We start from the raw sequence: 19,273 nt of genomic DNA, 5'->3' as shown, positions 1-19,273 counted from the left end.
CTGTCCTGGCGCACGATGGCCTAAACTGCAGAAACCGGCACCACGATTGCCCCTTCGTTTTTGCAATAAGGCCCCTCGCATGTCCGATCCCCGCTATCAGATCGACGTCAGCGTCGTCACCCGCTTTCTCGCCGAACAATCCCAACCCGAACACCAGCGGTTCGCGTTCGCCTATACGGTCACGGTACACAACAGTGGGCAGCTGCCTGCCAAGCTGGTCTCCAGGCACTGGGTCATCACTGACGGTGACGGCAAGGTGGAGGAAGTCCGCGGCGCTGGCGTGGTCGGCCAGCAACCGTTGATCGACGCGGGAGAAAGCCACACCTACAGCAGCGGTACGGTGATGACCTCCCAGGTGGGCACCATGCAGGGCAGTTACCAGATGGTGGCCGAGGACGGCAAACATTTTGACGCCGTCATTGCGCCCTTCCGCCTGGCCGTGCCCGGGGCCCTGCACTGATGGCGGTATACGCGGTCGGAGACCTGCAAGGCTGCCTGCAACCACTCAAGTGCCTGCTGGAGCGCGTTCAATTCAACCCGGAACACGATCGCCTGTGGCTGGTGGGCGACCTGGTCAACCGCGGCCCTGAATCACTGGAAACCCTTCGCTTTCTTTATCGCATGCGCGATTCGCTGGTGTGCGTGCTGGGCAACCATGACCTGCACCTGGTGGCGGCTGGTTGCAATGTGGAACGGCTGAAGAAAAGCGACACCCTGCGCGAGATCCTCGACGCACCGGATGCGCCCCAGCTACTCGACTGGCTTCGCCAGCAAAAGCTGATGCACTACGACGAACAGCGCAACATGGCTCTGGTGCATGCCGGCATTCCGCCCCAGTGGTCGCTGAAGAAGGCGCTGCGCTGCGCTGCGGAAGTGGAGCAGGCCTTGCGCGACGACAACCTGTTCAAGCCGTTCCTGGACGGCATGTACGGCAATGAGCCGGCGAAGTGGAGCAACGAGCTGACCGGCATCGACCGCTTGCGGGTGATCACCAACTACTTCACCCGCATGCGCTTCTGCACCGCCCAGGGCAAGCTGGAGCTCAAAGGCAAGGAAGGCGCCGACTCCGCGCCGCCAGGCTATGCACCGTGGTTCAGCTACCCGGGGCGCAAGACCCGGGACGTGAAGATCATCTTCGGCCACTGGGCAGCGCTGGAAGGGCGTTGCAACGCGCCATGGGTATCGGCGCTGGATACCGGCTGCGTGTGGGGCGGGTCCATGACCCTGATGAACGTCGACACTGGCCAGAGGTTTGGTTGCGACTGCGACGAGCATGGCCACATCCGTGGCTCGATAGCTCAACCCTGACGCGGTAGAATCGGAACATCACCAGGCCGCGCCACCTCCTGTGGTGTACGAGCTCCTGTGGGGCCGGGCGAAGCTCGGCCCATAACGGGAAGCGTCGCGGCTACAGGGCCAATGCAGACCGTCCATTCTCTTCAGGAGCACCGTCATGACCGAATTCAAACGCATCCCGCCACAAACGGCCCATGAACTGCTGGCCAACGGCGCCGCCCTGGTCGACGTGCGCGACGCGCAGACGTTCGCCGCCAGCCATATCCCCAACGCCCAGCACCTGGACAACCACTCGGTGCAGGATTTCATCCGCGGCGCCGACCTCGACAAGCCCACGGTGGTGGTGTGCTACCACGGCAACTCCAGCCAGAGCGCCGCCGCCTACCTCATCAGCCAGGGCTTCTCGGACGTCTACAGCCTGGACGGCGGTTTCGAGCTGTGGAAAACCACCTACCCTCTGCAAACCACCCAAGGCAGCGCCGAATAATTTTTTTTCTGGCGCCAAGCCCCCGCCCCACGGGGGTTGGCGCGGGCTGACGAACGGTCTGCCCATAACATATCGCTCATTGCACCTTGAAGTCTGAGATTCCCAACTATCCTTAGGATCAGGCCATCCAAAACAGGGGAGAGCCGGTACACCGACGCGCGGGTCATCGGTAGCGACTTTGAGGTGTTCTGGGGGGTATACAGCGGCCGATTGTTTCGGCGGCTGCCAGCATCAACTGATTGATCCGACGTCGGCTCCACGTATCGAGCGAGGTGACGTCATGAGTATTTTTAGCCACTTCCAACAGCGTTTCGAGTCCACTCGTCAGGAAGAACTCTCGCTGCAGGAGTATCTGGAGCTCTGCAAAAAGGATCGCAGTGCCTACGCTTCTGCCGCCGAACGCATTCTGATGGCAATCGGGGAGCCGGAATTGCTCGACACGTCGACCAATTCACGGTTGTCACGGATCTTCTCCAACAAGGTGATCCGCCGTTATCCGGCCTTCGAAGACTTCCACGGCATGGAGGAGTGCATCGACCAGATCGTGTCCTATTTCCGCCATGCTGCGCAGGGTCTGGAAGAGAAGAAACAGATCCTCTACCTGCTGGGCCCGGTGGGCGGCGGTAAGTCGTCCCTTGCCGAAAAACTCAAGCAACTGATCGAAAAGGTGCCGTTCTACGCCATCAAGGGTTCGCCCGTGTTCGAATCGCCCCTGGGGCTGTTCAATGCCACGGAAGACGGTGCCATCCTGGAAGAGGATTTCGGCATCCCGCGCCGTTACCTCAGCACTATCATGTCGCCCTGGGCGACCAAGCGCCTTGCCGAGTTCGGCGGCGACATCAGCCAGTTCCGCGTGGTCAAGCTGTACCCGTCCATCCTCAACCAGATCGCCGTGGCCAAGACCGAGCCAGGCGACGAGAACAACCAGGACATCTCTGCCCTGGTGGGTAAAGTCGACATCCGCAAGCTCGAGGAATACCCACAGAACGACGCCGATGCCTATAGCTACTCGGGCGCGCTGTGCCGGGCCAACCAGGGCCTGATGGAATTCGTCGAGATGTTCAAGGCGCCGATCAAGGTCCTGCACCCGTTGCTCACCGCTACCCAGGAAGGCAACTACAACAGTACCGAAGGCCTGGGGGCCATCCCCTACTCCGGCATCCTGCTGGCCCACTCCAACGAATCGGAATGGCACAGCTTCCGCAACAACAAGAACAACGAGGCGTTCATCGACCGGATCTACATCGTCAAGGTGCCGTACTGCCTGCGCGTCAGCGACGAGATCAAGATCTACGACAAACTGCTGTTCAACAGTTCTCTGTCCAAGGCCCATTGCGCCCCCGACACCCTCAAGATGCTGGCCCAGTTCACGGTGCTGTCACGCCTCAAGGAACCGGAAAACTCCAACATCTACTCCAAGATGCGCGTATACGACGGCGAGAACCTCAAGGACACCGACCCCAAGGCGAAATCGATCCAGGAATACCGCGACAGCGCCGGCGTGGACGAAGGCATGAATGGCCTGTCGACCCGCTTCGCCTTCAAGATCCTGTCCAAGGTGTTCAACTTCGACCCGCACGAAATCGCTGCCAACCCGGTGCACCTGCTGTATGTACTGGAACAGCAGATCGAACAGGAGCAATTCCCCGCCGAGGTGCGCGAGCGCTACCTGCGCTACCTGAAGGAATACCTGGCGCCGCGCTACATCGAGTTCATCGGCAAGGAAATCCAGACCGCGTACCTGGAGTCCTACAGCGAGTACGGCCAGAACATCTTCGACCGCTACGTGCTGTACGCCGACTTCTGGATTCAGGACCAGGAATACCGCGACCCGGAAACCGGCGAAATCCTCAACCGCGTGGCCCTCAACGAAGAACTGGAGAAAATCGAGAAGCCGGCCGGCATCAGCAACCCGAAGGATTTCCGCAACGAGATCGTCAACTTCGTGCTGCGCGCCCGGGCCAACAACAACGGCAAGAACCCCACCTGGCTCAGCTACGAGAAGCTGCGGGTGGTCATCGAGAAGAAAATGTTCTCCAACACCGAGGACCTGCTTCCCGTCATCAGCTTCAACGCCAAGGCCAGCAAAGAGGACCAGCAGAAACACAACGACTTCGTTACTCGAATGGTCGAACGCGGGTACACCGACAAACAGGTACGGCTGCTCTCCGAGTGGTACCTGCGGGTCAGAAAGTCGCAGTGAAGCAGCGGTAAGCTGTGAGCTGCAAGCGGCAAGCTGTTGGCGCAGGTCGTTGCGACTGCGCCGGCCGCCCGCCTTGCAGCGCACGGCTTTTGACTTGCGGCTTGCAGCTTAAGGCTTGCAGCTGCCCGGAGGGCCTATGAGCTACGTGATCGACCGACGCCTGAATGGCAAGAACAAGAGCACGGTAAACCGCCAGCGCTTCCTGCGGCGTTACCGTGACCATATCAAGAAGGCGGTGGAAGAGGCGGTCAGCCGTCGCTCCATCACCGACATGGAACATGGCGAACAGATCAGCATCCCCGGCCGCGACATCGACGAACCGGTGCTGCACCATGGCCGCGGTGGCAAACAGACCGTCGTGCACCCCGGCAACAAGGAGTTTACCGCTGGCGAGCACATCGCCCGGCCGCAAGGGGGCGGTGGCGGTGGCAAGGGGCCTGGCAAGGCGGGCAATTCCGGCGAGGGCATGGACGAGTTCGTGTTCCAGATCACCCAGGAGGAATTCCTGGAGTTCATGTTCGAAGACCTTGAACTGCCCAACCTGGTCAAGCGCAACCTCAGCGGCACGGACACCTTCAAGACCGTGCGCGCCGGCATCAGCAACGAAGGCAACCCCTCGCGCATCAACATCATTCGTACCCTGCGCTCAGCCCATGCGCGGCGCATCGCCCTGTCGGGCAGCAGCCGCGCCAAGCTCAAGGAGGCCAAGGCAGAACTTGAGCGCCTGCGCCGCGAAGAGCCGGACAACTTCGGTGATATTCAGGAAATGGAGACGGAAATCGAACGTCTCAGCGCGCGGATTCACCGGGTGCCGTTCCTCGATACGTTCGACCTGAAATACAACCTGCTGGTCAAGCACCCCAATCCCAGTTCCAAGGCGGTGATGTTCTGCCTGATGGACGTGTCCGGGTCCATGACCCAGGCCACCAAGGACATCGCCAAGCGCTTCTTCATCCTGCTGTACCTGTTCCTCAAGCGCAATTACGACAAGATCGAAGTGGTGTTCATCCGCCACCACACCAGTGCCCGCGAGGTGGACGAAGAGGAATTCTTCTACTCCCGCGAAACCGGCGGCACCATTGTCTCCAGCGCCCTGAAGCTGATGCAGGAGATCATGGCCGAGCGCTACCCCACGAACGAATGGAACATTTACGCCGCCCAGGCTTCGGACGGTGACAACTGGAACGACGACTCACCCATCTGCCGCGAGATCCTGACCAAGCAGATCATGCCGTTCGTCCAGTACTACACCTATGTGGAGATCACTCCGCGCGAACATCAGGCATTGTGGTTCGAGTACGAGCGCATTGGCGAAGCCTTCGCCGACACGTTCGCCCAGCAGCAGCTGGTGTCGGCCGGGGATATCTACCCGGTCTTCCGTGAACTCTTCCAGCGCAGGTTAGTGACATGACCGCTAGAGAGCAAAAACGCCAACCCTTGTCCACGGGCTCCGAGTGGACCTTCGAACTGATCCAGGCCTACGACCGGGAAATCAGCCGGATTGCCGAGCGTTACGCGCTGGATACCTACCCCAACCAGATAGAAGTGATCACCGCCGAACAGATGATGGACGCCTATGCCTCGGTGGGCATGCCCCTGGGCTACCATCACTGGTCGTACGGCAAGCACTTCCTGAGCACTGAAAAATCCTACACCCGGGGCCAGATGGGCCTGGCGTACGAGATCGTGATCAACTCCGACCCCTGCATCGCCTACTTGATGGAAGAAAACACCATCTGCATGCAGGCCCTGGTCGTGGCCCACGCCTGCTACGGGCACAACAGCTTCTTCAAGGGCAACTACCTGTTCCGTACCTGGACCGACGCCAGTTCCATCATCGACTACCTGGTGTTCGCCAAGCAGTACATCATGCAGTGCGAGGAGCGCCATGGCATCGACGCCGTGGAAGACCTGCTGGACTCCTGCCACGCGCTGATGAACTACGGCGTAGACCGCTACAAGCGCCCCTACCCCATCTCCGCCGAAGAGGAACGGCGGCGGCAGAAGGACCGCGAAGAGCACATGCAGAAGCAGATCAACGACCTGTGGCGCACCATCCCCAAGAGCGCCGACAAGAACAGCGAACGCGACAACGCACGCTTTCCGGCCGAACCCCAGGAGAACATTCTCTACTTCATCGAGAAGCACGCCCCGCTGCTGGAGCCCTGGCAGCGTGAAATCGTGCGCATCGTGCGCAAGATCGCCCAGTACTTCTACCCGCAACGCCAGACCCAGGTCATGAACGAAGGGTGGGCCACGTTCTGGCACTACACTTTGATGAACGACCTGTACGACGAGGGCCTGGTCACCGACGGCTTCATGATGGAGTTCCTGCAGTCGCACACCAGCGTGGTGTTCCAGCCGGGCTTCGACAGCCCCTACTACAACGGTATCAACCCCTACGCCCTGGGCTTTGCCATGTACCGCGACATTCGGCGCATGTGCGAAGAGCCAACTGAAGAGGATCGCCGCTGGTTCCCCGAAATTGCCGGCAGCGATTGGCTTTCTACCATCAAGTTCGCCATGACCAGCTTCAAGGACGAAAGCTTTATCCTGCAGTACCTCTCACCCAAGGTCATTCGTGACCTGAAGCTGTTCAGCATCATGGACGACGACCAGCGCGATGACCTCCTGGTACCGGCCATCCACGACGAAGGCGGCTACCGCGTCATCCGTGAAACCCTGGCAGCCCAGTACAACCTGGGCAACCGTGAACCCAACGTGCAGATCTGGAGCATCGACCGCCGCGGCGACCGCTCGCTGACCCTGCGCCACCAGCAGCACGACCGCAAACCCCTGGGCGAGTCCACCGACGAGGTGCTCAAGCACCTGCACCGGCTGTGGGGCTTCGATATCCACCTGGAGACCCTGCAGGGCGACCAGATCATGAAGACTCACCACGTCCCCCCAAAGACGGAACACAGCGAAGGTGACTACGGGCGCCTTGACCTCGCTGTTGTTCACCTCTAGCCAAGGCACCGAGCCTCCCTGGGCCATACAGGTTATCCTGTGCGGCCCCAGGAGGCTTTTTTCATGCAGATTTTCAAAGTCGGCGGTGCCGTTCGCGACCGTCTTCTCGGCCAGGCCGTCACCGACATCGACTGGGTGGTGGTCGGCGCCACCACCGAGCAGATGCACGCGTTGGGCTACCGCCCCGTAGGCGCGGATTTTCCAGTGTTCCTGCACCCTCGCACCGGCGAGGAATATGCCCTGGCGCGTACCGAGCGCAAGAGTGGCCGCGGCTATGGCGGCTTCGTTTTCCATGCCAGCCCGGACGTTACGCTGGAACAGGACCTGATTCGCCGCGACCTGACCATCAACGCCATGGCCGAGGACGATGACGGTAACGTGGTGGACCCCCACCACGGCCAGGCTGACCTGCAAGCCCGCCTGTTGCGCCACGTATCGCCGGCGTTCGCCGAAGATCCCCTGCGGGTGTTGCGAGTGGCACGTTTCGCCGCGCGTTACGCGGGCCTGGGCTTCCAGGTGGCGCCAGAGACGCTTGCGCTGATGCGCGAATTGAGCGAGTCAGGTGAGCTGCAGGCGTTGACGCCGGAGCGCAGCTGGAAGGAAATTTCCCGCGCACTGATGGAAGACCAGCCCCAGGTTTTCATTGAGGTACTGCGTGATTGCGGGGCGCTCAAGGTCCTCATGCCCGAGGTCGACGCAGGCGGCGAACGCCGTCTTGCCGCGCTGCGGCAGGCTGCCTGCCGCCGGCTACCGCTGACCGTGCGCTGGGCCTGCCTGGTGCAGGGCCTGGGCAAGGCCATCAACGAGCGCTTCAAAGTGCCGCGTGACTGCCAGGAGCTGGCGATGCTGGTGGGGCAGCATCAAGGTGACGGCCACGGCGCGCTCGAACTGGCACCTGAGCGGCTGCTGGAGTTGCTGCAGAGTTTTGACGTGTATCGTCGGCCTCAGCGCTTCGAGGAGTTCATCATGGCCTGTGCCATGGACGCGGGCGAGCAGGGTTATCCACAGGGGGACTACCTGCGCGGCGCCGCGGATGCCGCGCGCGGGGTGGCGGTAAAACCGCTGGTGGAGGCGGGCTTCACTGGCCAGCAGTTGGGTGAAGCCCTGAAGGCCGAACGCTTGAAGGCCTTGCAGGCCTTCAAAGCAAAGGCCTGACACGCCCCGCCCTGTGGGCCCGGGTCAAATCCGCGTGAGTTGCTGGTCGCGCCACTGGAACGGCACCGGCGCCAACACCTGGTCGATCTGCGCCTGCGCCCACACCTCGGCCAGGGGCTTGCCCACGCCAGGGTGCACCACGTCGGGCGCGATCAGCGCCAGGGGCCACAGCACGAAGGCATTCTTCAGAATCTCCGCCCGTGGCAGCACCAGGCCGTCGAAATTGCCTGCCAGCTCGCCGTACATCAGCACGTCGATGTCCAGCGGCAAGCCTTTGCGCTCGGGCGCATAGCGGCCATTGTCGGCCTCGATGAACTTCAGTCGCCGGTCCAGTTCGGTCAACGGCAAGTCGGTCAGCGCACTGACCACCAGGTTGAAGAACGGCCCGCTCTTGATGCCCACCGGCTGGCTTTCGAACACCGCCGAACAGTGCATGTCGCTCAGAAACCCGGCCAGGGCATCGAGCCCCGCGCACAAATGGGCTTCCCGGTCGATGTTACTGCCCAGGCCCAGGTAAATCCGCGTCAGCGACATCCGCGCTCGATCTCCACGCCAACGCCCCTGGCAGCCGCGACGGCACCGGGCTTGGTCAATTTCAGGTGCAGCCAGGGAATGTTGAACTCGCTCATCAACACCTGCGCCAGGCGCTCGGCGAAGGTCTCGACCAACTGGAACTGACTGGCCTCGGCAAAGGCCTGAATGCGTGTGGAGACGCTGGCGTAGTCCAGCGCCAGGCTCAGGTCATCACCCTGGGCTGCCGGGCGGTTGTCCCAGGCAAAACTCAGGTCAAGACGCAGGCACTGGCGGATGCCCCGCTCCCAGTCATAGGCACCGATCACGGTATCCACTTCCAGGCCCTCGATAAACACTCTGTCCAAGCACTTCTCTCCGCAGCACGACAAGGGCGCAATGCGCCGTTAGAATCAGGGGCGTCCTCGCCCGGAATAGTTAGCATGTTTTGGTTACTGGCGATTCTCGCCTACCTGCTCGGCTCGCTGTCCTTCGCCATTGTGCTTAGCCGCGTGACCGGCAACCCCGACCCGCGCATGAGCGGTTCCGGCAACGCCGGCGCCACCAACATGCTGCGCCTGGCCGGCCGCAAGCTCGCCATCCTCACCCTGCTGGGCGACCTGTGCAAGGGCCTGCTGCCGGTGCTGGTGGCACGCCTGGCCGGCCTGGACCTGCAGGACCAGGCCTGGGTGGGCCTGTGCGCCGTCATCGGCCACATGTTCCCGGTGTATTTCCACTTCCAGGGTGGCAAGGGCGTGGCCACCGCCGCCGGCATGATACTGGCGCTGTACCCGCCTGCCGCGCTGCTGGCCGTGGCGGTATGGGCCCTGACCTTCTGGCTCACCCGTACCAGTTCCCTGGCCTCACTGATCGCCACGCCCCTGACCCTGCCCTTGCTCGCATGGCAGGAACCCCAGGCGCTGTTGCCGATGAGCGTGCTGACCTTGCTCATCGTCTGGCGCCACCGCGGCAATCTACGCGACCTGTTCGCCGGGCGCGAACGGCATTTCTGAACGCCGCCCATGAACCGCGCCCAGGTTACAGCGCTGGCAGCTGCTCCATAGGCCAGCGGGCCTGCACGGTAATCGCCAGGTCCTCATGCTGGCCGGCCAGCAGGCGCTGGCAGCCGGCGTAGGCGATCATCGCGCCGTTGTCGGTGCAGAACTGCGGGCGAGCATAGAACACCTTGCCCTTGAACTCGCCCAGCATGCTGTCCAGCGATTCGCGCAGGGCCTTGTTGGCACTCACACCCCCGGCGATCACCAGGCGCTTGAGGCCGGTCTGCTTGAGGGCACGACGGCACTTGATGGTCAGAGTGTCCACCACGGCCTGCTGGAAGGCCAGGGAGATGTCGCAACGAGTCTGGTCGGTGTCGTCCCCGGCTGCCTGGCACTGCTGCCAGGTGTTCAGGGCTGAGGTTTTCAGACCGCTGAAGCTGAAGGTCAGCCCTGGGCGATCGGTCATCGGCCGCGGGAAGGTGAAGCGCCCCGGCACACCCTGGGCGGCCAGGCGCGCGATCTCGGGACCACCGGGGTAGTTGAGGCCGATCATCTTCGCGGTCTTGTCGAAAGCTTCACCCGCCGCGTCGTCCAGTGTCTCGCCCAGCAGCTCGTATTGGCCGATGCCATCCACCCGTACCAACTGGGTGTGGCCGCCGGACACCAACAAGGCGACGAACGGAAACTCGGGGGGTTGTTCTTCCAGCATGGGTGCCAGAAGATGGCCCTCCATGTGGTGCACGCCCAGCGCCGGGATACCCCAGGCAAAGGCCAGCGCCTGGGCGCATGAAGCGCCCACCAGCAGCGCGCCCACAAGCCCGGGGCCGGCGGTATAGGCGATGGCGTCGATCTCGGTGGCCACGCAGTCGGCTTCGGCCAGCACCTGACGGATCAGGGGCAGCATGCGCTTGACGTGGTCGCGCGACGCCAGCTCCGGTACCACGCCGCCGTAGACGCGGTGCAGGTCGATCTGGCTGAACAGCGCCTCGGCCAGCAGGCCGCGTTCGCTGTCATAAAGGGCGACGCCGGTTTCGTCGCAGGATGTTTCCAATCCCAGTACTAACATGGGTCATGGCCTTGTTGAGGCTGAATTCGAAGGCGCGCATGATAGTCGCCACTCAGTGCCCCGGCCAGCGGTTTTCGATCAGAGGCTTTGCATTCCGGGCTGCTAAGGGTTAACATCCGCAACCCTTAAAAACCGACGTACTTCAGCGCATGTTTTTGCCATTGGCACGTCGATCCCGGTAATGAATGAAGGTAGCTCTAGATGCCAGCCGTCAAAGTTAAAGAGAACGAACCCTTCGACGTAGCTCTGCGTCGTTTCAAGCGCTCCTGCGAAAAAGCCGGTGTACTGGCTGAAGTTCGTAGCCGCGAATTTTACGAGAAGCCGACTTCCGAGCGTAAGCGCAAAGCAGCTGCTGCTGTTAAGCGTCACGCCAAGAAAGTTCAGCGCGAACAGCGCCGCGCCGTCCGTCTGTACTAATACAGACTGCGTCGCAAGCTTCTGCCTCGCCCGGCCCACAGCCGGGCTGCCGGCAGTTGTTGCTGTTGCAAGAGCCGTTGTTGCAACACCCCGTTCAGGTACTGCCCGAACGGATGCCGAGGCTGCCTTGTGCACCGAAGCAAACCTGCCTGAAACGTCAGAGCTGGCCTCATCGCCAGAGTGCACGTCAGAACTGACGAGCCTTCACGGGCTGCAGACGAGCACACCCCCTTTTTTCCTGTTTCAACGTCCCGCTTCGATACCAGCCCCGGCTGATCGGAAGCGACGCCGTTTCCGACAAACAAACAGGACGGCAAAGGGCAACAGCACCCTCTGCACCCAGTTACACTGCACAGCAGCTTTCTAGCCTGATGATGAGAGAGCCATGGCCGGGCTGATTCCCCAGAGCTTCATTGACGACCTTCTGAACCGCACCGACATCGTCGATGTGGTGACTTCGCGCGTGCAAATGAAGAAGGCGGGCAAGAACTACTCCGCCTGCTGCCCGTTCCACAAGGAGAAGACCCCCTCTTTCACCGTCAGCCCCGACAAGCAGTTCTACTACTGCTTCGGCTGCGGCGCCGGGGGTAACGCCCTTGGCTTCATCATGGACCACGACAACCTGGACTTCCCCCAGGCCGTCGAAGAACTGGCCAAGGCGGCCGGCATGGAAGTGCCGCGCGAGGACGGCGGGCGCGGGCACAAGCCGCGCCAGCCCACCGACTCGCCGCTGTACCCACTGCTGACTGCCGCCGCCGAATTCTACCGCCAGGCGCTCAAGAGCCACCCCTCGCGCCGCGCCGCGGTTGAATACCTCAAGGGCCGCGGCCTGTCGGGGGAGATTGCCCGCGATTTCGGCCTGGGCTTCGCCCCGCCAGGCTGGGACAACCTGTACAAGCACCTGGCCAGCGACAGCCTGCAACAGAAGGTGATGATCGACGCCGGGCTGCTGATCGAGAACGCCGAGTCCGGCAAACGCTACGACCGCTTCCGCGACCGGGTGATGTTCCCCATCCGCGACAGCCGCGGGCGGGTGATCGCCTTTGGCGGCCGGGTACTGGGCGACGACAAGCCCAAATACCTGAACTCCCCGGAAACACCGGTATTCCACAAGGGCCAGGAGCTGTACGGCCTGTTCGAGGCGCGCAAGCACAACCGCAACCTCGACGAGATCATCGTGGTCGAAGGCTACATGGACGTCATTGCCCTGGCGCAGCAAGGCCTGCGCAATGCCGTGGCGACCCTTGGCACAGCCACCAGCGAGGAACACCTCAAGCGCCTGTTCCGCGTGGTGCCCAGCGTGCTGTTCTGCTTTGACGGCGACCAGGCCGGCCGCAACGCTGCCTGGCGCGCCCTGGAAGCGACGCTGCCCAACCTGCAGGACGGCCGCAAGGCGCGCTTCCTGTTCCTGCCCGAAGGCGAAGACCCGGACACCCTGGTGCGCGCCGAAGGCACCGACGCCTTCAAGGCCCGGATCAACCAGCATGCCCAACCGCTGGCCGATTACTTCTTCCAGCAACTGACGGAAGAAGCCGACCCACGGTCGCTGGAAGGCAAGGCCCACATGGCCACCTTGGCAGCACCGCTGATCGACAAGGTGCCCGGGGCGAACCTGCGCATTCTGATGCGCAACCGCCTCAGCGAGATCACCGGCCTCAGCGGCGAAGCAGTGCAGCAACTGGCCAGCAGCACGCCTGCCCCCGCGCAGCCGCAACCCAGTTACGACCCCGGTTTCGATTACGACTCGGTGCCCGATTTCACGCCCGACTACAGTGATTTTCACCAGCAACATGCCCCCCAGGAATTCCAGCCGCAGCAGCAGGCGTGGACGCCCAACAAGGGCGGCGGCAAGAAGAAATGGGATGGCAACAAGGACTGGAAGGGCAAGGGCGGGCGCAATTTCGAGCCACGGGTGCCGCCGCGGGTGCCGACATCGGTGGAACCACCGACCCTCAGCGCCCTGCGCACCCTGCTGCACCACCCGCAACTGGCGGGGAAGGTAGAAAGCACCAGCCATTTTGCCGACGAAGAGCACCTGTACTCGCAGCTGCTGGTGGCCCTGCTCGAAGCCTTGCAGAAGAATCCTAAGCTACGCTCTTTACAGTTGATCGCGCGCTGGCATGGCACCGAACAGGGTCGCCTGCTGCGCGTGCTGGCGGAGAAAGAATGGCTGATCGAGGCCGATAACCTTGAACAGCAGTTTTTCGACACCATAACTAGCTTGACCGCTCGCCAACGCGAACGGAGCCTGGAACGTCTGCTTCTCAAAGCCAGGCAAGGTGAATTGAGCGACGAGGAGAAAAATCAGCTTCTCCAGCTGTTAACTCGCAATGTTCACGCACAAACCCCGACCTCAACTGGCGCGTGAGGTCCTAGCTCGGGTATAATCCTCGGCTTGTTTTTTGCCCGCCAAGACCTTCAGTGGATAGGGTGTTATGTCCGGAAAAGCGCAACAGCAGTCTCGCATCAAAGAGTTGATCACCCGCGGTCGTGAGCAGGGCTACCTGACTTACGCGGAGGTCAACGACCACCTGCCAGAGGATATTTCAGATCCGGAGCAGGTGGAAGACATCATCCGCATGATCAACGACATGGGGATCAACGTATTCGAGAGTGCTCCGGATGCGGATGCCCTTTTGTTGGCCGAAGCCGATACCGACGAAGCGGCGGCCGAAGAAGCTGCCGCAGCGTTGGCGGCCGTGGAAACCGACATTGGTCGCACCACCGACCCAGTGCGCATGTACATGCGCGAAATGGGCACGGTCGAGCTGTTGACCCGTGAAGGCGAAATCGAAATCGCCAAACGCATCGAGGAAGGCATCCGTGAAGTGATGGGCGCTATCGCGCACTTCCCTGGCACGGTCAGCCACATCCTCGGCGAATACGATCGCGTCACCAGCGAAGGTGGCCGCCTGTCCGACGTTCTGAGCGGTTACATCGACCCGGACGACGGCATCGCGCCGCCGGCCGAAGTGCCGCCGCCGATCGACACCAAGGCACCGGCCAAGGCCGAGTCCGAGGATGAAGACGAGGAAAGCGACGGCGGTGACGACGAGGAAGAGGCCGAAAGCGGTCCGGACCCGGTCGTCGCGGCCCAGCGTTTCGGTGCAGTCTCCGAACAGCTGGACATCACGCTCAAGGCGCTGAAGAAGCACGGTCGCGACAGCAAGCAAGGCATTGCCGAGATGCAGGCCCTGGCCGAGCTGTTCATGCCGATCAAGCTGGTGCCCAAGCAGTTCGAAGTACTGGTCGAGACAGTACGGGGTGCCCTGGACCGTCTGCGTCAGCAAGAGCGTGCCATCATGCAGCTGTGCGTACGTGATGCCCGCATGCCACGTGCCGACTTCCTGCGCCTGTTCCCGAGCAACGAAGTCGACATGACCTGGGCTGGTGACCTGGCCAAGCGCAGCACCAAGTGGGCTGAAGCCCTGGGCCGCCTGAACGCCGACATCGTGCGTTGCCAGCAGAAGCTGGTCGACCTCGAAGCCGAGACCGGGCTGACCATCCTTGAAATCAAGGACATCAACCGTCGCATGTCGATCGGCGAGGCCAAGGCCCGCCGCGCGAAGAAAGAGATGGTAGAGGCCAACCTGCGTCTGGTGATCTCGATCGCCAAGAAGTACACCAACCGCGGCCTGCAGTTCCTCGACCTGATCCAGGAAGGCAACATCGGCCTGATGAAGGCGGTGGACAAGTTCGAATACCGTCGCGGGTACAAGTTCTCGACGTACGCCACCTGGTGGATCCGTCAGGCCATTACCCGCTCGATCGCCGACCAGGCGCGCACCATCCGTATTCCGGTGCACATGATCGAGACGATCAACAAGCTCAACCGCATTTCCCGGCAGATGCTGCAGGAAATGGGTCGCGAACCGACCCCGGAAGAGCTGGGCGAGCGCATGGAAATGCCTGAGGACAAGATCCGCAAGGTACTGAAGATCGCCAAAGAGCCGATCTCCATGGAAACGCCGATCGGTGACGACGAAGACTCGCATCTGGGCGATTTCATCGAAGACTCCACCATGCAATCGCCGATCGACGTGGCGACCGTGGAAAGTCTGAAGGAAGCCACCCGTGAAGTCCTCGGCGGCCTGACCGCACGCGAAGCCAAAGTGCTGCGCATGCGTTTCGGCATCGACATGAATACCGACCACACGCTGGAAGAGGTCGGCAAGCAGTTCGATGTAACCCGTGAGCGGATTCGTCAGATCGAAGCCAAGGCGCTGCGCAAGCTGCGCCACCCGACGCGAAGCGAACATCTGCGTTCGTTCCTCGACGAGTGATACCAGAACCCCCGGCCCTGCCGGGGGTTTTGCTTTCTGCTCCCCGCGTCCGTTTTCCCCAGGTGATGCACCTCATCGCCGCCTGCGCTGCGCACCCCTTCCACCGCCGTCTACACTCGTTTCATTCCAGGGAATGAAATCGAGGCCCACATGCGCGTGCTGCTCTTGCTGTTCCTGATGTGCCGGGCAGCCATGGCGGTTGCGCTGCCCTTGTCAGACGAAGAACAGGCATGGCTTCGCAGTCACCCCGAACTGCGCCTGGGTGTGGATGCCTCGTGGCCGCCCTTCGAGTTTCGCGACCCCAGCGGCTTATACCAGGGCCTGGCGGCCGATTATGTCAACCTGGTGCAGAAGCGCCTGGGCGTGACGCTGAAGCCGGTGGAACCCGTCAGCTGGACCGAAACCCTGCAACAGGCACGCAAAGGCCAGGTGGACCTGTTGCCTGGCGTCATGTCGACGCCCGAGCGCCAGGCCTACATGGCGTTTACCCGCCCCTACCTGGACTTCCCCATCGTTATCCTCGCGCGCAAGGACGGCCCCCAGCCGCGCAACCTCAAAGACCTGTATGGCCTGAAGGTCGCCGTGGTGGAAAATTACGCACCCCACGAACTGCTCCGCACCCACCACCCCGACCTCAACCTGGAGGCGCTGCCCAACATCAATTCCGCACTCGAGGCCTTGGCCACGGGGCAGGCGGACGCCGTGGTCGGCGACCTGGCCTCAAGCGTCTGGAGCCTGCGCCAGCTCAAGCTCAAAGGCCTCTATGTCAGTGGTGACACCCCCTACCGTTACCAGTTGGCGATGGGCGTGCCTGCTGGTGAAAGGGTCCTGGCCGATATCCTCGACAAGGTCATCGCCGACCTCGATCCCCGGCAGGTAGAACAGATTCAGGAGCGTTGGGTCGGGAAAATCATCGACCAACGCACGCTGTGGTACGACTACCTGCTCTACGCGCTGCCGGTACTGCTGCTGGTGCTGGTGATATTGGCCAGTGTGATCCGCATCAACCGGCGGCTCAGTTCCGAAATATCGCGGCGCATAGCCCTGGAGCAGGAACTGCGCAGCAGCGAATACCATTACCGGGGCCTGGTGGAAAGCCTGTCGGCCATTGCCTGGGAAGCCTCCCCCACCGACTTCTCCTACAGCTACGTTTCCCCCCATGCCGAAGCCCTGCTGGGCTACCCCCTGGCCCATTGGCTGAAGCGCGGGTTCTGGCGCAGCATCCTGCACCCTGCCGACGCCGCCTGCGCAGACGCATTCTGTACCGCGGAAACCCTTGCCGGGCGCGACCATGTGGTGGACTACCGAGTGGTGACTGCGGACCAGCGGGTGATCTGGGTGCGGGATATCGTCAGCCTGATCCGCCAAGGCCATGTGCCGGTCATGCGCGGCCTGATGATCGACATCAGCGAAATAAAACGTACCGAAGAAGCCCTGCGCCTGTCGGAGCAGAAGTTCGCGTCTGTCTTCCGCCAGTTCCCGGACATGCTGATCATTGCCCGCCTCAGTGACGGCTGCCTGCTGGAGGTGAACAAGGCCTTCGAGGAACAGACCGGCCTGTACGCCACCGACGTGGTCGGCCGAACTGCCAGCCAGTTGACCATTTTCACCACCCCGGACGTAGGCGCCGAGCTACAGCTGCGCCTGCAGACCGGCAGTATCCGCAACCTCGAAATGCCCCTGCGCCGCCACAACGGCCAGACCTTCACCGGCCTGATCTCGGCCGGGCGGTTCGAGCTGGACACCACCCCGGCGCTGGTCGTGGTAGTGCGTGACATCAGCGAGCTAAAGGAAACTCAGCAGCGCTTGCAGACCAGCGAGGAAAAATTCGCCAAGGCCTTCCATGCCTCGCCCGACGGCATGCTGCTCACCCGCATGCGCGACGGCATGCTGCTGGAGGTGAATGAAGGCTTCAGCCGCATCAGTGGGTACCCCAGTGGCGTGTCCATCGATCACTCCACCCTGGACCTGGGGCTGTGGGTTGACCTCAACGAGCGCAAGCGCCTGCTGGGCATGCTTGCACGCGATGGCTTCGTTCGTGATTTCCGCTGCCTTATTCGCCGCTGCGACGGCGCCATCCGCCTTTGCGAGGTGTCCACCAGCCCCTTGCCCATCGCCGGCGACGCCTGCCTGCTGACCATCGCCCGGGACATCACCGAGCGCCATATGATGCAGGAGAAGCTGCAACTGGCCGCCACGGTGTTTGAAAGTACCGCCGAAGGCGTGCTGATCACCGATACTCGCCAGCGCATTACCGCGGTCAACCGCGCGTTCAGCGAGATCACCGGTTACAGCGAGGCGGAGGCCGTGGGCAGCACCCCTACCCTGCTGGCCTCGGGGCAGCACGACAGCGCATTCTATGCGGCCATGTGGCACCAGTTGACCGCAGAAGGCCATTGGCAAGGCGAGATCCACAACCGCCGCAAGAATGGCGAACTGTATCCCTGCTGGCTGACCATCAGCGCCGTGCGCAACACCGACGCCGCGCTGACTCATTTCGTTGCCGTGTTCGCTGACATCTCCAGCCTCAAGCACGCCCAGGCGCGCCTGGACTACCAGGCCCACCACGACCCGCTTACCGGCCTGCCCAACCGTACCCTGTTCGAAAGCCGCCTGCAGGCGTCACTCAACCGCCAGCGAGACGACAACGGCCAGGGCGCGGTGCTGTTCCTGGACCTGGACCGTTTCAAGCACATCAACGACAGCTTGGGCCACCCGGTGGGCGACCTGCTGCTGACCGGCATCGCCCAGCGCCTCAAGGAACAAGTGCGCGACATCGACACCGTGGCCCGCCTGGGGGGCGACGAGTTCATCATTCTGCTGCCGGGCCTGCAGCAGGCCAGCGATGCCGAACACATCGCCAACAAGCTCCTGGCCTGCTTCAGCGCGCCCTTCCAGGCCGGTGAGCACGAGTTCTTCACCAGCGCCAGCATCGGCACCAGCCTGTACCCCCAGGACGGCACCGACGTCGCCACCCTGATCAAGAATGCCGACGCCGCCATGTACCGTTCAAAGGCCAAAGGGCGCAACCGCGTGGAGTCCTACACGCGCGACCTCACCGCCCAGGCCAGTGAGCGCGTGGCCCTGGAATACGAACTGCGCCGCGCCATCGAGCGGGGCGAACTGAGCCTGGCCTACCAGCCCAAGTTCAGTCTGCTGGACCAGACGCTGGTAGGCGCCGAGGCGCTGGTCCGCTGGGCCCACCCCACCTTCGGCGACGTACCGCCCGAACGCTTCATTCCCTTGGCGGAGGAAAACGGCAGCATCCTGCAATTGGGTGACTGGGTGCTGGAGCAGGCGTGCCGCCAGATGGAAACCTGGCAGGGCCTGTACCACGCCTTCGGTCCCCTGTCGGTCAACCTGGCCGGGGCCCAGTTGCGCCAACCCAACCTGCTCAAGCGTATCGAGCAACTGCTGGGTGACTGCCGCCTGGACCCAGGCTACCTGCAACTGGAAATTACCGAAAACTTCATCATGAGCCAGGCAGAGGAAGCGCTGGCCGTGCTGCACCAGCTCAAGGCACTGGGCGTGCAACTGGCCATCGACGACTTCGGCACCGGCTATTCCTCGCTCAGCTACCTCAAGCGCCTGCCGCTGGACATCCTCAAGATCGACCAGTCATTCGTGCGCGGCCTGCCCGCCGACCCCCACGACGCCGCCATCGTGCGAGCCATCATCGCCCTGGGCCGCAGCATGCAGCTGACGGTCATCGCCGAAGGCGTAGAGAACCCGGCACAGCAGCAATTCCTCGCAAAAGAAGGCTGCGAACAAGTACAGGGTTTCATCTTCAGCCAGCCCCTGCGACCCGAAGAATTCGCCGCGGCGTTTCTTCGTATGCGTGTTTCCGACTTTTCGGATAGCACTGGCGGGAATCCGTCGTTATAATCC

The 19,273-nt window shown here is 62.4% G+C and carries 15 protein-coding genes; 12 read left to right on the top strand and 3 right to left on the bottom strand.

Annotation, left to right across the window (positions count from 1 at the left end):
* The first annotated feature begins 79 nt into the window (after nucleotides 1–79).
* The 7 genes from apaG to QBK88_RS01720 all read left to right on the top strand — a co-directional run bounded on the left by apaG (nucleotide 80) and on the right by QBK88_RS01720 (nucleotide 8,111).
* Nucleotides 80–460 carry a Co2+/Mg2+ efflux protein ApaG gene (apaG, locus tag QBK88_RS01750; RefSeq protein ID WP_277960651.1) on the top strand — a complete coding sequence of 127 codons (381 nt, stop codon included), beginning with the start codon at nucleotides 80–82 and terminating at the stop codon, nucleotides 458–460.
* Nucleotides 460–1,308 (top strand): symmetrical bis(5'-nucleosyl)-tetraphosphatase, encoded by an 849-nt coding sequence (locus tag QBK88_RS01745; RefSeq protein WP_277960650.1) that lies wholly within the window; start codon nucleotides 460–462, stop codon nucleotides 1,306–1,308. The genes apaG and QBK88_RS01745 overlap by 1 nt, the downstream gene beginning before the upstream one ends.
* Nucleotides 1,309–1,453: 145 nt before the next feature.
* Nucleotides 1,454–1,783, top strand: a complete 330-nt coding sequence (glpE, locus tag QBK88_RS01740; RefSeq protein ID WP_277960649.1) for a thiosulfate sulfurtransferase GlpE — start codon at nucleotides 1,454–1,456, stop codon at nucleotides 1,781–1,783.
* 280 nt (nucleotides 1,784–2,063) lie between these two features.
* Nucleotides 2,064–3,986 carry a PrkA family serine protein kinase gene (locus QBK88_RS01735; protein ID WP_268147803.1) on the top strand — a complete coding sequence of 641 codons (1,923 nt, stop codon included), beginning with the start codon at nucleotides 2,064–2,066 and terminating at the stop codon, nucleotides 3,984–3,986.
* A gap of 136 nt (nucleotides 3,987–4,122) precedes the next feature.
* Entirely contained in the window at nucleotides 4,123–5,397 is a 1,275-nt protein-coding gene (locus QBK88_RS01730; protein ID WP_158153222.1) for a YeaH/YhbH family protein, read from the top strand.
* On the top strand, nucleotides 5,394–6,956 hold the full coding sequence (locus QBK88_RS01725; protein WP_268147799.1) for a SpoVR family protein: 1,563 nt from the start codon (nucleotides 5,394–5,396) through the stop codon (nucleotides 6,954–6,956). Before QBK88_RS01730 ends, QBK88_RS01725 begins: the two co-directional genes overlap by 4 nt.
* 63 nt (nucleotides 6,957–7,019) lie before the next feature.
* On the top strand, nucleotides 7,020–8,111 hold the full coding sequence (locus tag QBK88_RS01720) for a multifunctional CCA addition/repair protein (protein ID WP_277960648.1): 1,092 nt from the start codon (nucleotides 7,020–7,022) through the stop codon (nucleotides 8,109–8,111).
* Nucleotides 8,112–8,135: 24 nt separating this feature from the next.
* On the opposite strand, the gene folK is transcribed toward QBK88_RS01720, so the two are convergent.
* Both folK and folB read right to left on the bottom strand, forming a co-directional pair.
* Nucleotides 8,136–8,645 carry a 2-amino-4-hydroxy-6-hydroxymethyldihydropteridine diphosphokinase gene (gene folK, locus QBK88_RS01715; RefSeq protein WP_268147795.1) on the bottom strand — a complete coding sequence of 170 codons (510 nt, stop codon included), beginning with the start codon at nucleotides 8,643–8,645 and terminating at the stop codon, nucleotides 8,136–8,138.
* A complete protein-coding gene (gene folB, locus QBK88_RS01710; RefSeq protein WP_277960647.1) occupies nucleotides 8,636–8,989 on the bottom strand; it encodes a dihydroneopterin aldolase in 354 nt (117 codons plus the stop codon). Before folB ends, folK begins: the two co-directional genes overlap by 10 nt.
* A 75-nt stretch (nucleotides 8,990–9,064) precedes the next feature.
* On the opposite strand from folB, the gene plsY reads away from it, so the two are divergent.
* Complete coding sequence (plsY, locus tag QBK88_RS01705; RefSeq protein ID WP_268147791.1) at nucleotides 9,065–9,634, top strand: glycerol-3-phosphate 1-O-acyltransferase PlsY; 570 nt, start codon at nucleotides 9,065–9,067, stop codon at nucleotides 9,632–9,634.
* 25 nt (nucleotides 9,635–9,659) lie between these two features.
* On the opposite strand, the gene tsaD is transcribed toward plsY, so the two are convergent.
* Nucleotides 9,660–10,685 carry a tRNA (adenosine(37)-N6)-threonylcarbamoyltransferase complex transferase subunit TsaD gene (gene tsaD / locus QBK88_RS01700; RefSeq protein WP_268147789.1) on the bottom strand — a complete coding sequence of 342 codons (1,026 nt, stop codon included), beginning with the start codon at nucleotides 10,683–10,685 and terminating at the stop codon, nucleotides 9,660–9,662.
* 201 nt (nucleotides 10,686–10,886) lie between these two features.
* On the opposite strand from tsaD, the gene rpsU reads away from it, so the two are divergent.
* The 4 genes from rpsU (at nucleotide 10,887) to QBK88_RS01680 (ending at nucleotide 19,270) form a co-directional block, all read left to right on the top strand.
* On the top strand, nucleotides 10,887–11,102 hold the full coding sequence (rpsU, locus tag QBK88_RS01695; protein WP_002551877.1) for a 30S ribosomal protein S21: 216 nt from the start codon (nucleotides 10,887–10,889) through the stop codon (nucleotides 11,100–11,102).
* 385 nt (nucleotides 11,103–11,487) lie between these two features.
* Complete coding sequence (dnaG, locus tag QBK88_RS01690) at nucleotides 11,488–13,470, top strand: DNA primase (RefSeq protein WP_277960646.1); 1,983 nt, start codon at nucleotides 11,488–11,490, stop codon at nucleotides 13,468–13,470.
* 67 nt (nucleotides 13,471–13,537) lie between these two features.
* A complete protein-coding gene (gene rpoD, locus QBK88_RS01685) occupies nucleotides 13,538–15,385 on the top strand; it encodes an RNA polymerase sigma factor RpoD (RefSeq protein WP_268147784.1) in 1,848 nt (615 codons plus the stop codon).
* A 150-nt stretch (nucleotides 15,386–15,535) separates the two neighbouring features.
* Nucleotides 15,536–19,270 (top strand): bifunctional diguanylate cyclase/phosphodiesterase, encoded by a 3,735-nt coding sequence (locus tag QBK88_RS01680; protein WP_277960645.1) that lies wholly within the window; start codon nucleotides 15,536–15,538, stop codon nucleotides 19,268–19,270.
* The last annotated feature ends 3 nt before the right edge of the window (nucleotides 19,271–19,273 follow it).

Origin of the sequence: Pseudomonas sp. RIT-To-2, assembly GCF_029623465.1 — a bacterium.
GTDB classification, from domain to species: domain Bacteria; phylum Pseudomonadota; class Gammaproteobacteria; order Pseudomonadales; family Pseudomonadaceae; genus Aquipseudomonas; species Aquipseudomonas silvicola.
Note: the sequence above shows the minus strand (reverse complement) of the source record. Positions and strands in the feature narration are given on the sequence as shown.

Bases quoted from the DNA above. Each gene is read 5' to 3' on its own strand.
- QBK88_RS01680 (WP_277960645.1), top strand. From the start codon at position 15,536: ATGCGCGTGCTGCTCTTGCTGTTCCTGATGTGCCGGGCAGCCATGGCG.
- QBK88_RS01725 (WP_268147799.1), top strand. From the start codon at position 5,394: ATGACCGCTAGAGAGCAAAAACGCCAACCCTTGTCCACGGGCTCCGAG.
- apaG (WP_277960651.1), top strand. From the start codon at position 80: ATGTCCGATCCCCGCTATCAGATCGACGTCAGCGTCGTCACCCGCTTT.
- dnaG (WP_277960646.1), top strand. From the start codon at position 11,488: ATGGCCGGGCTGATTCCCCAGAGCTTCATTGACGACCTTCTGAACCGC.
- rpoD (WP_268147784.1), top strand. From the start codon at position 13,538: ATGTCCGGAAAAGCGCAACAGCAGTCTCGCATCAAAGAGTTGATCACC.
- QBK88_RS01720 (WP_277960648.1), top strand. From the start codon at position 7,020: ATGCAGATTTTCAAAGTCGGCGGTGCCGTTCGCGACCGTCTTCTCGGC.
- rpsU (WP_002551877.1), top strand. From the start codon at position 10,887: ATGCCAGCCGTCAAAGTTAAAGAGAACGAACCCTTCGACGTAGCTCTG.
- QBK88_RS01745 (WP_277960650.1), top strand. From the start codon at position 460: ATGGCGGTATACGCGGTCGGAGACCTGCAAGGCTGCCTGCAACCACTC.
- plsY (WP_268147791.1), top strand. From the start codon at position 9,065: ATGTTTTGGTTACTGGCGATTCTCGCCTACCTGCTCGGCTCGCTGTCC.
- QBK88_RS01730 (WP_158153222.1), top strand. From the start codon at position 4,123: ATGAGCTACGTGATCGACCGACGCCTGAATGGCAAGAACAAGAGCACG.
- QBK88_RS01735 (WP_268147803.1), top strand. From the start codon at position 2,064: ATGAGTATTTTTAGCCACTTCCAACAGCGTTTCGAGTCCACTCGTCAG.
- glpE (WP_277960649.1), top strand. From the start codon at position 1,454: ATGACCGAATTCAAACGCATCCCGCCACAAACGGCCCATGAACTGCTG.
- folK (WP_268147795.1), bottom strand. From the start codon at position 8,645: ATGTCGCTGACGCGGATTTACCTGGGCCTGGGCAGTAACATCGACCGG.
- tsaD (WP_268147789.1), bottom strand. From the start codon at position 10,685: ATGTTAGTACTGGGATTGGAAACATCCTGCGACGAAACCGGCGTCGCC.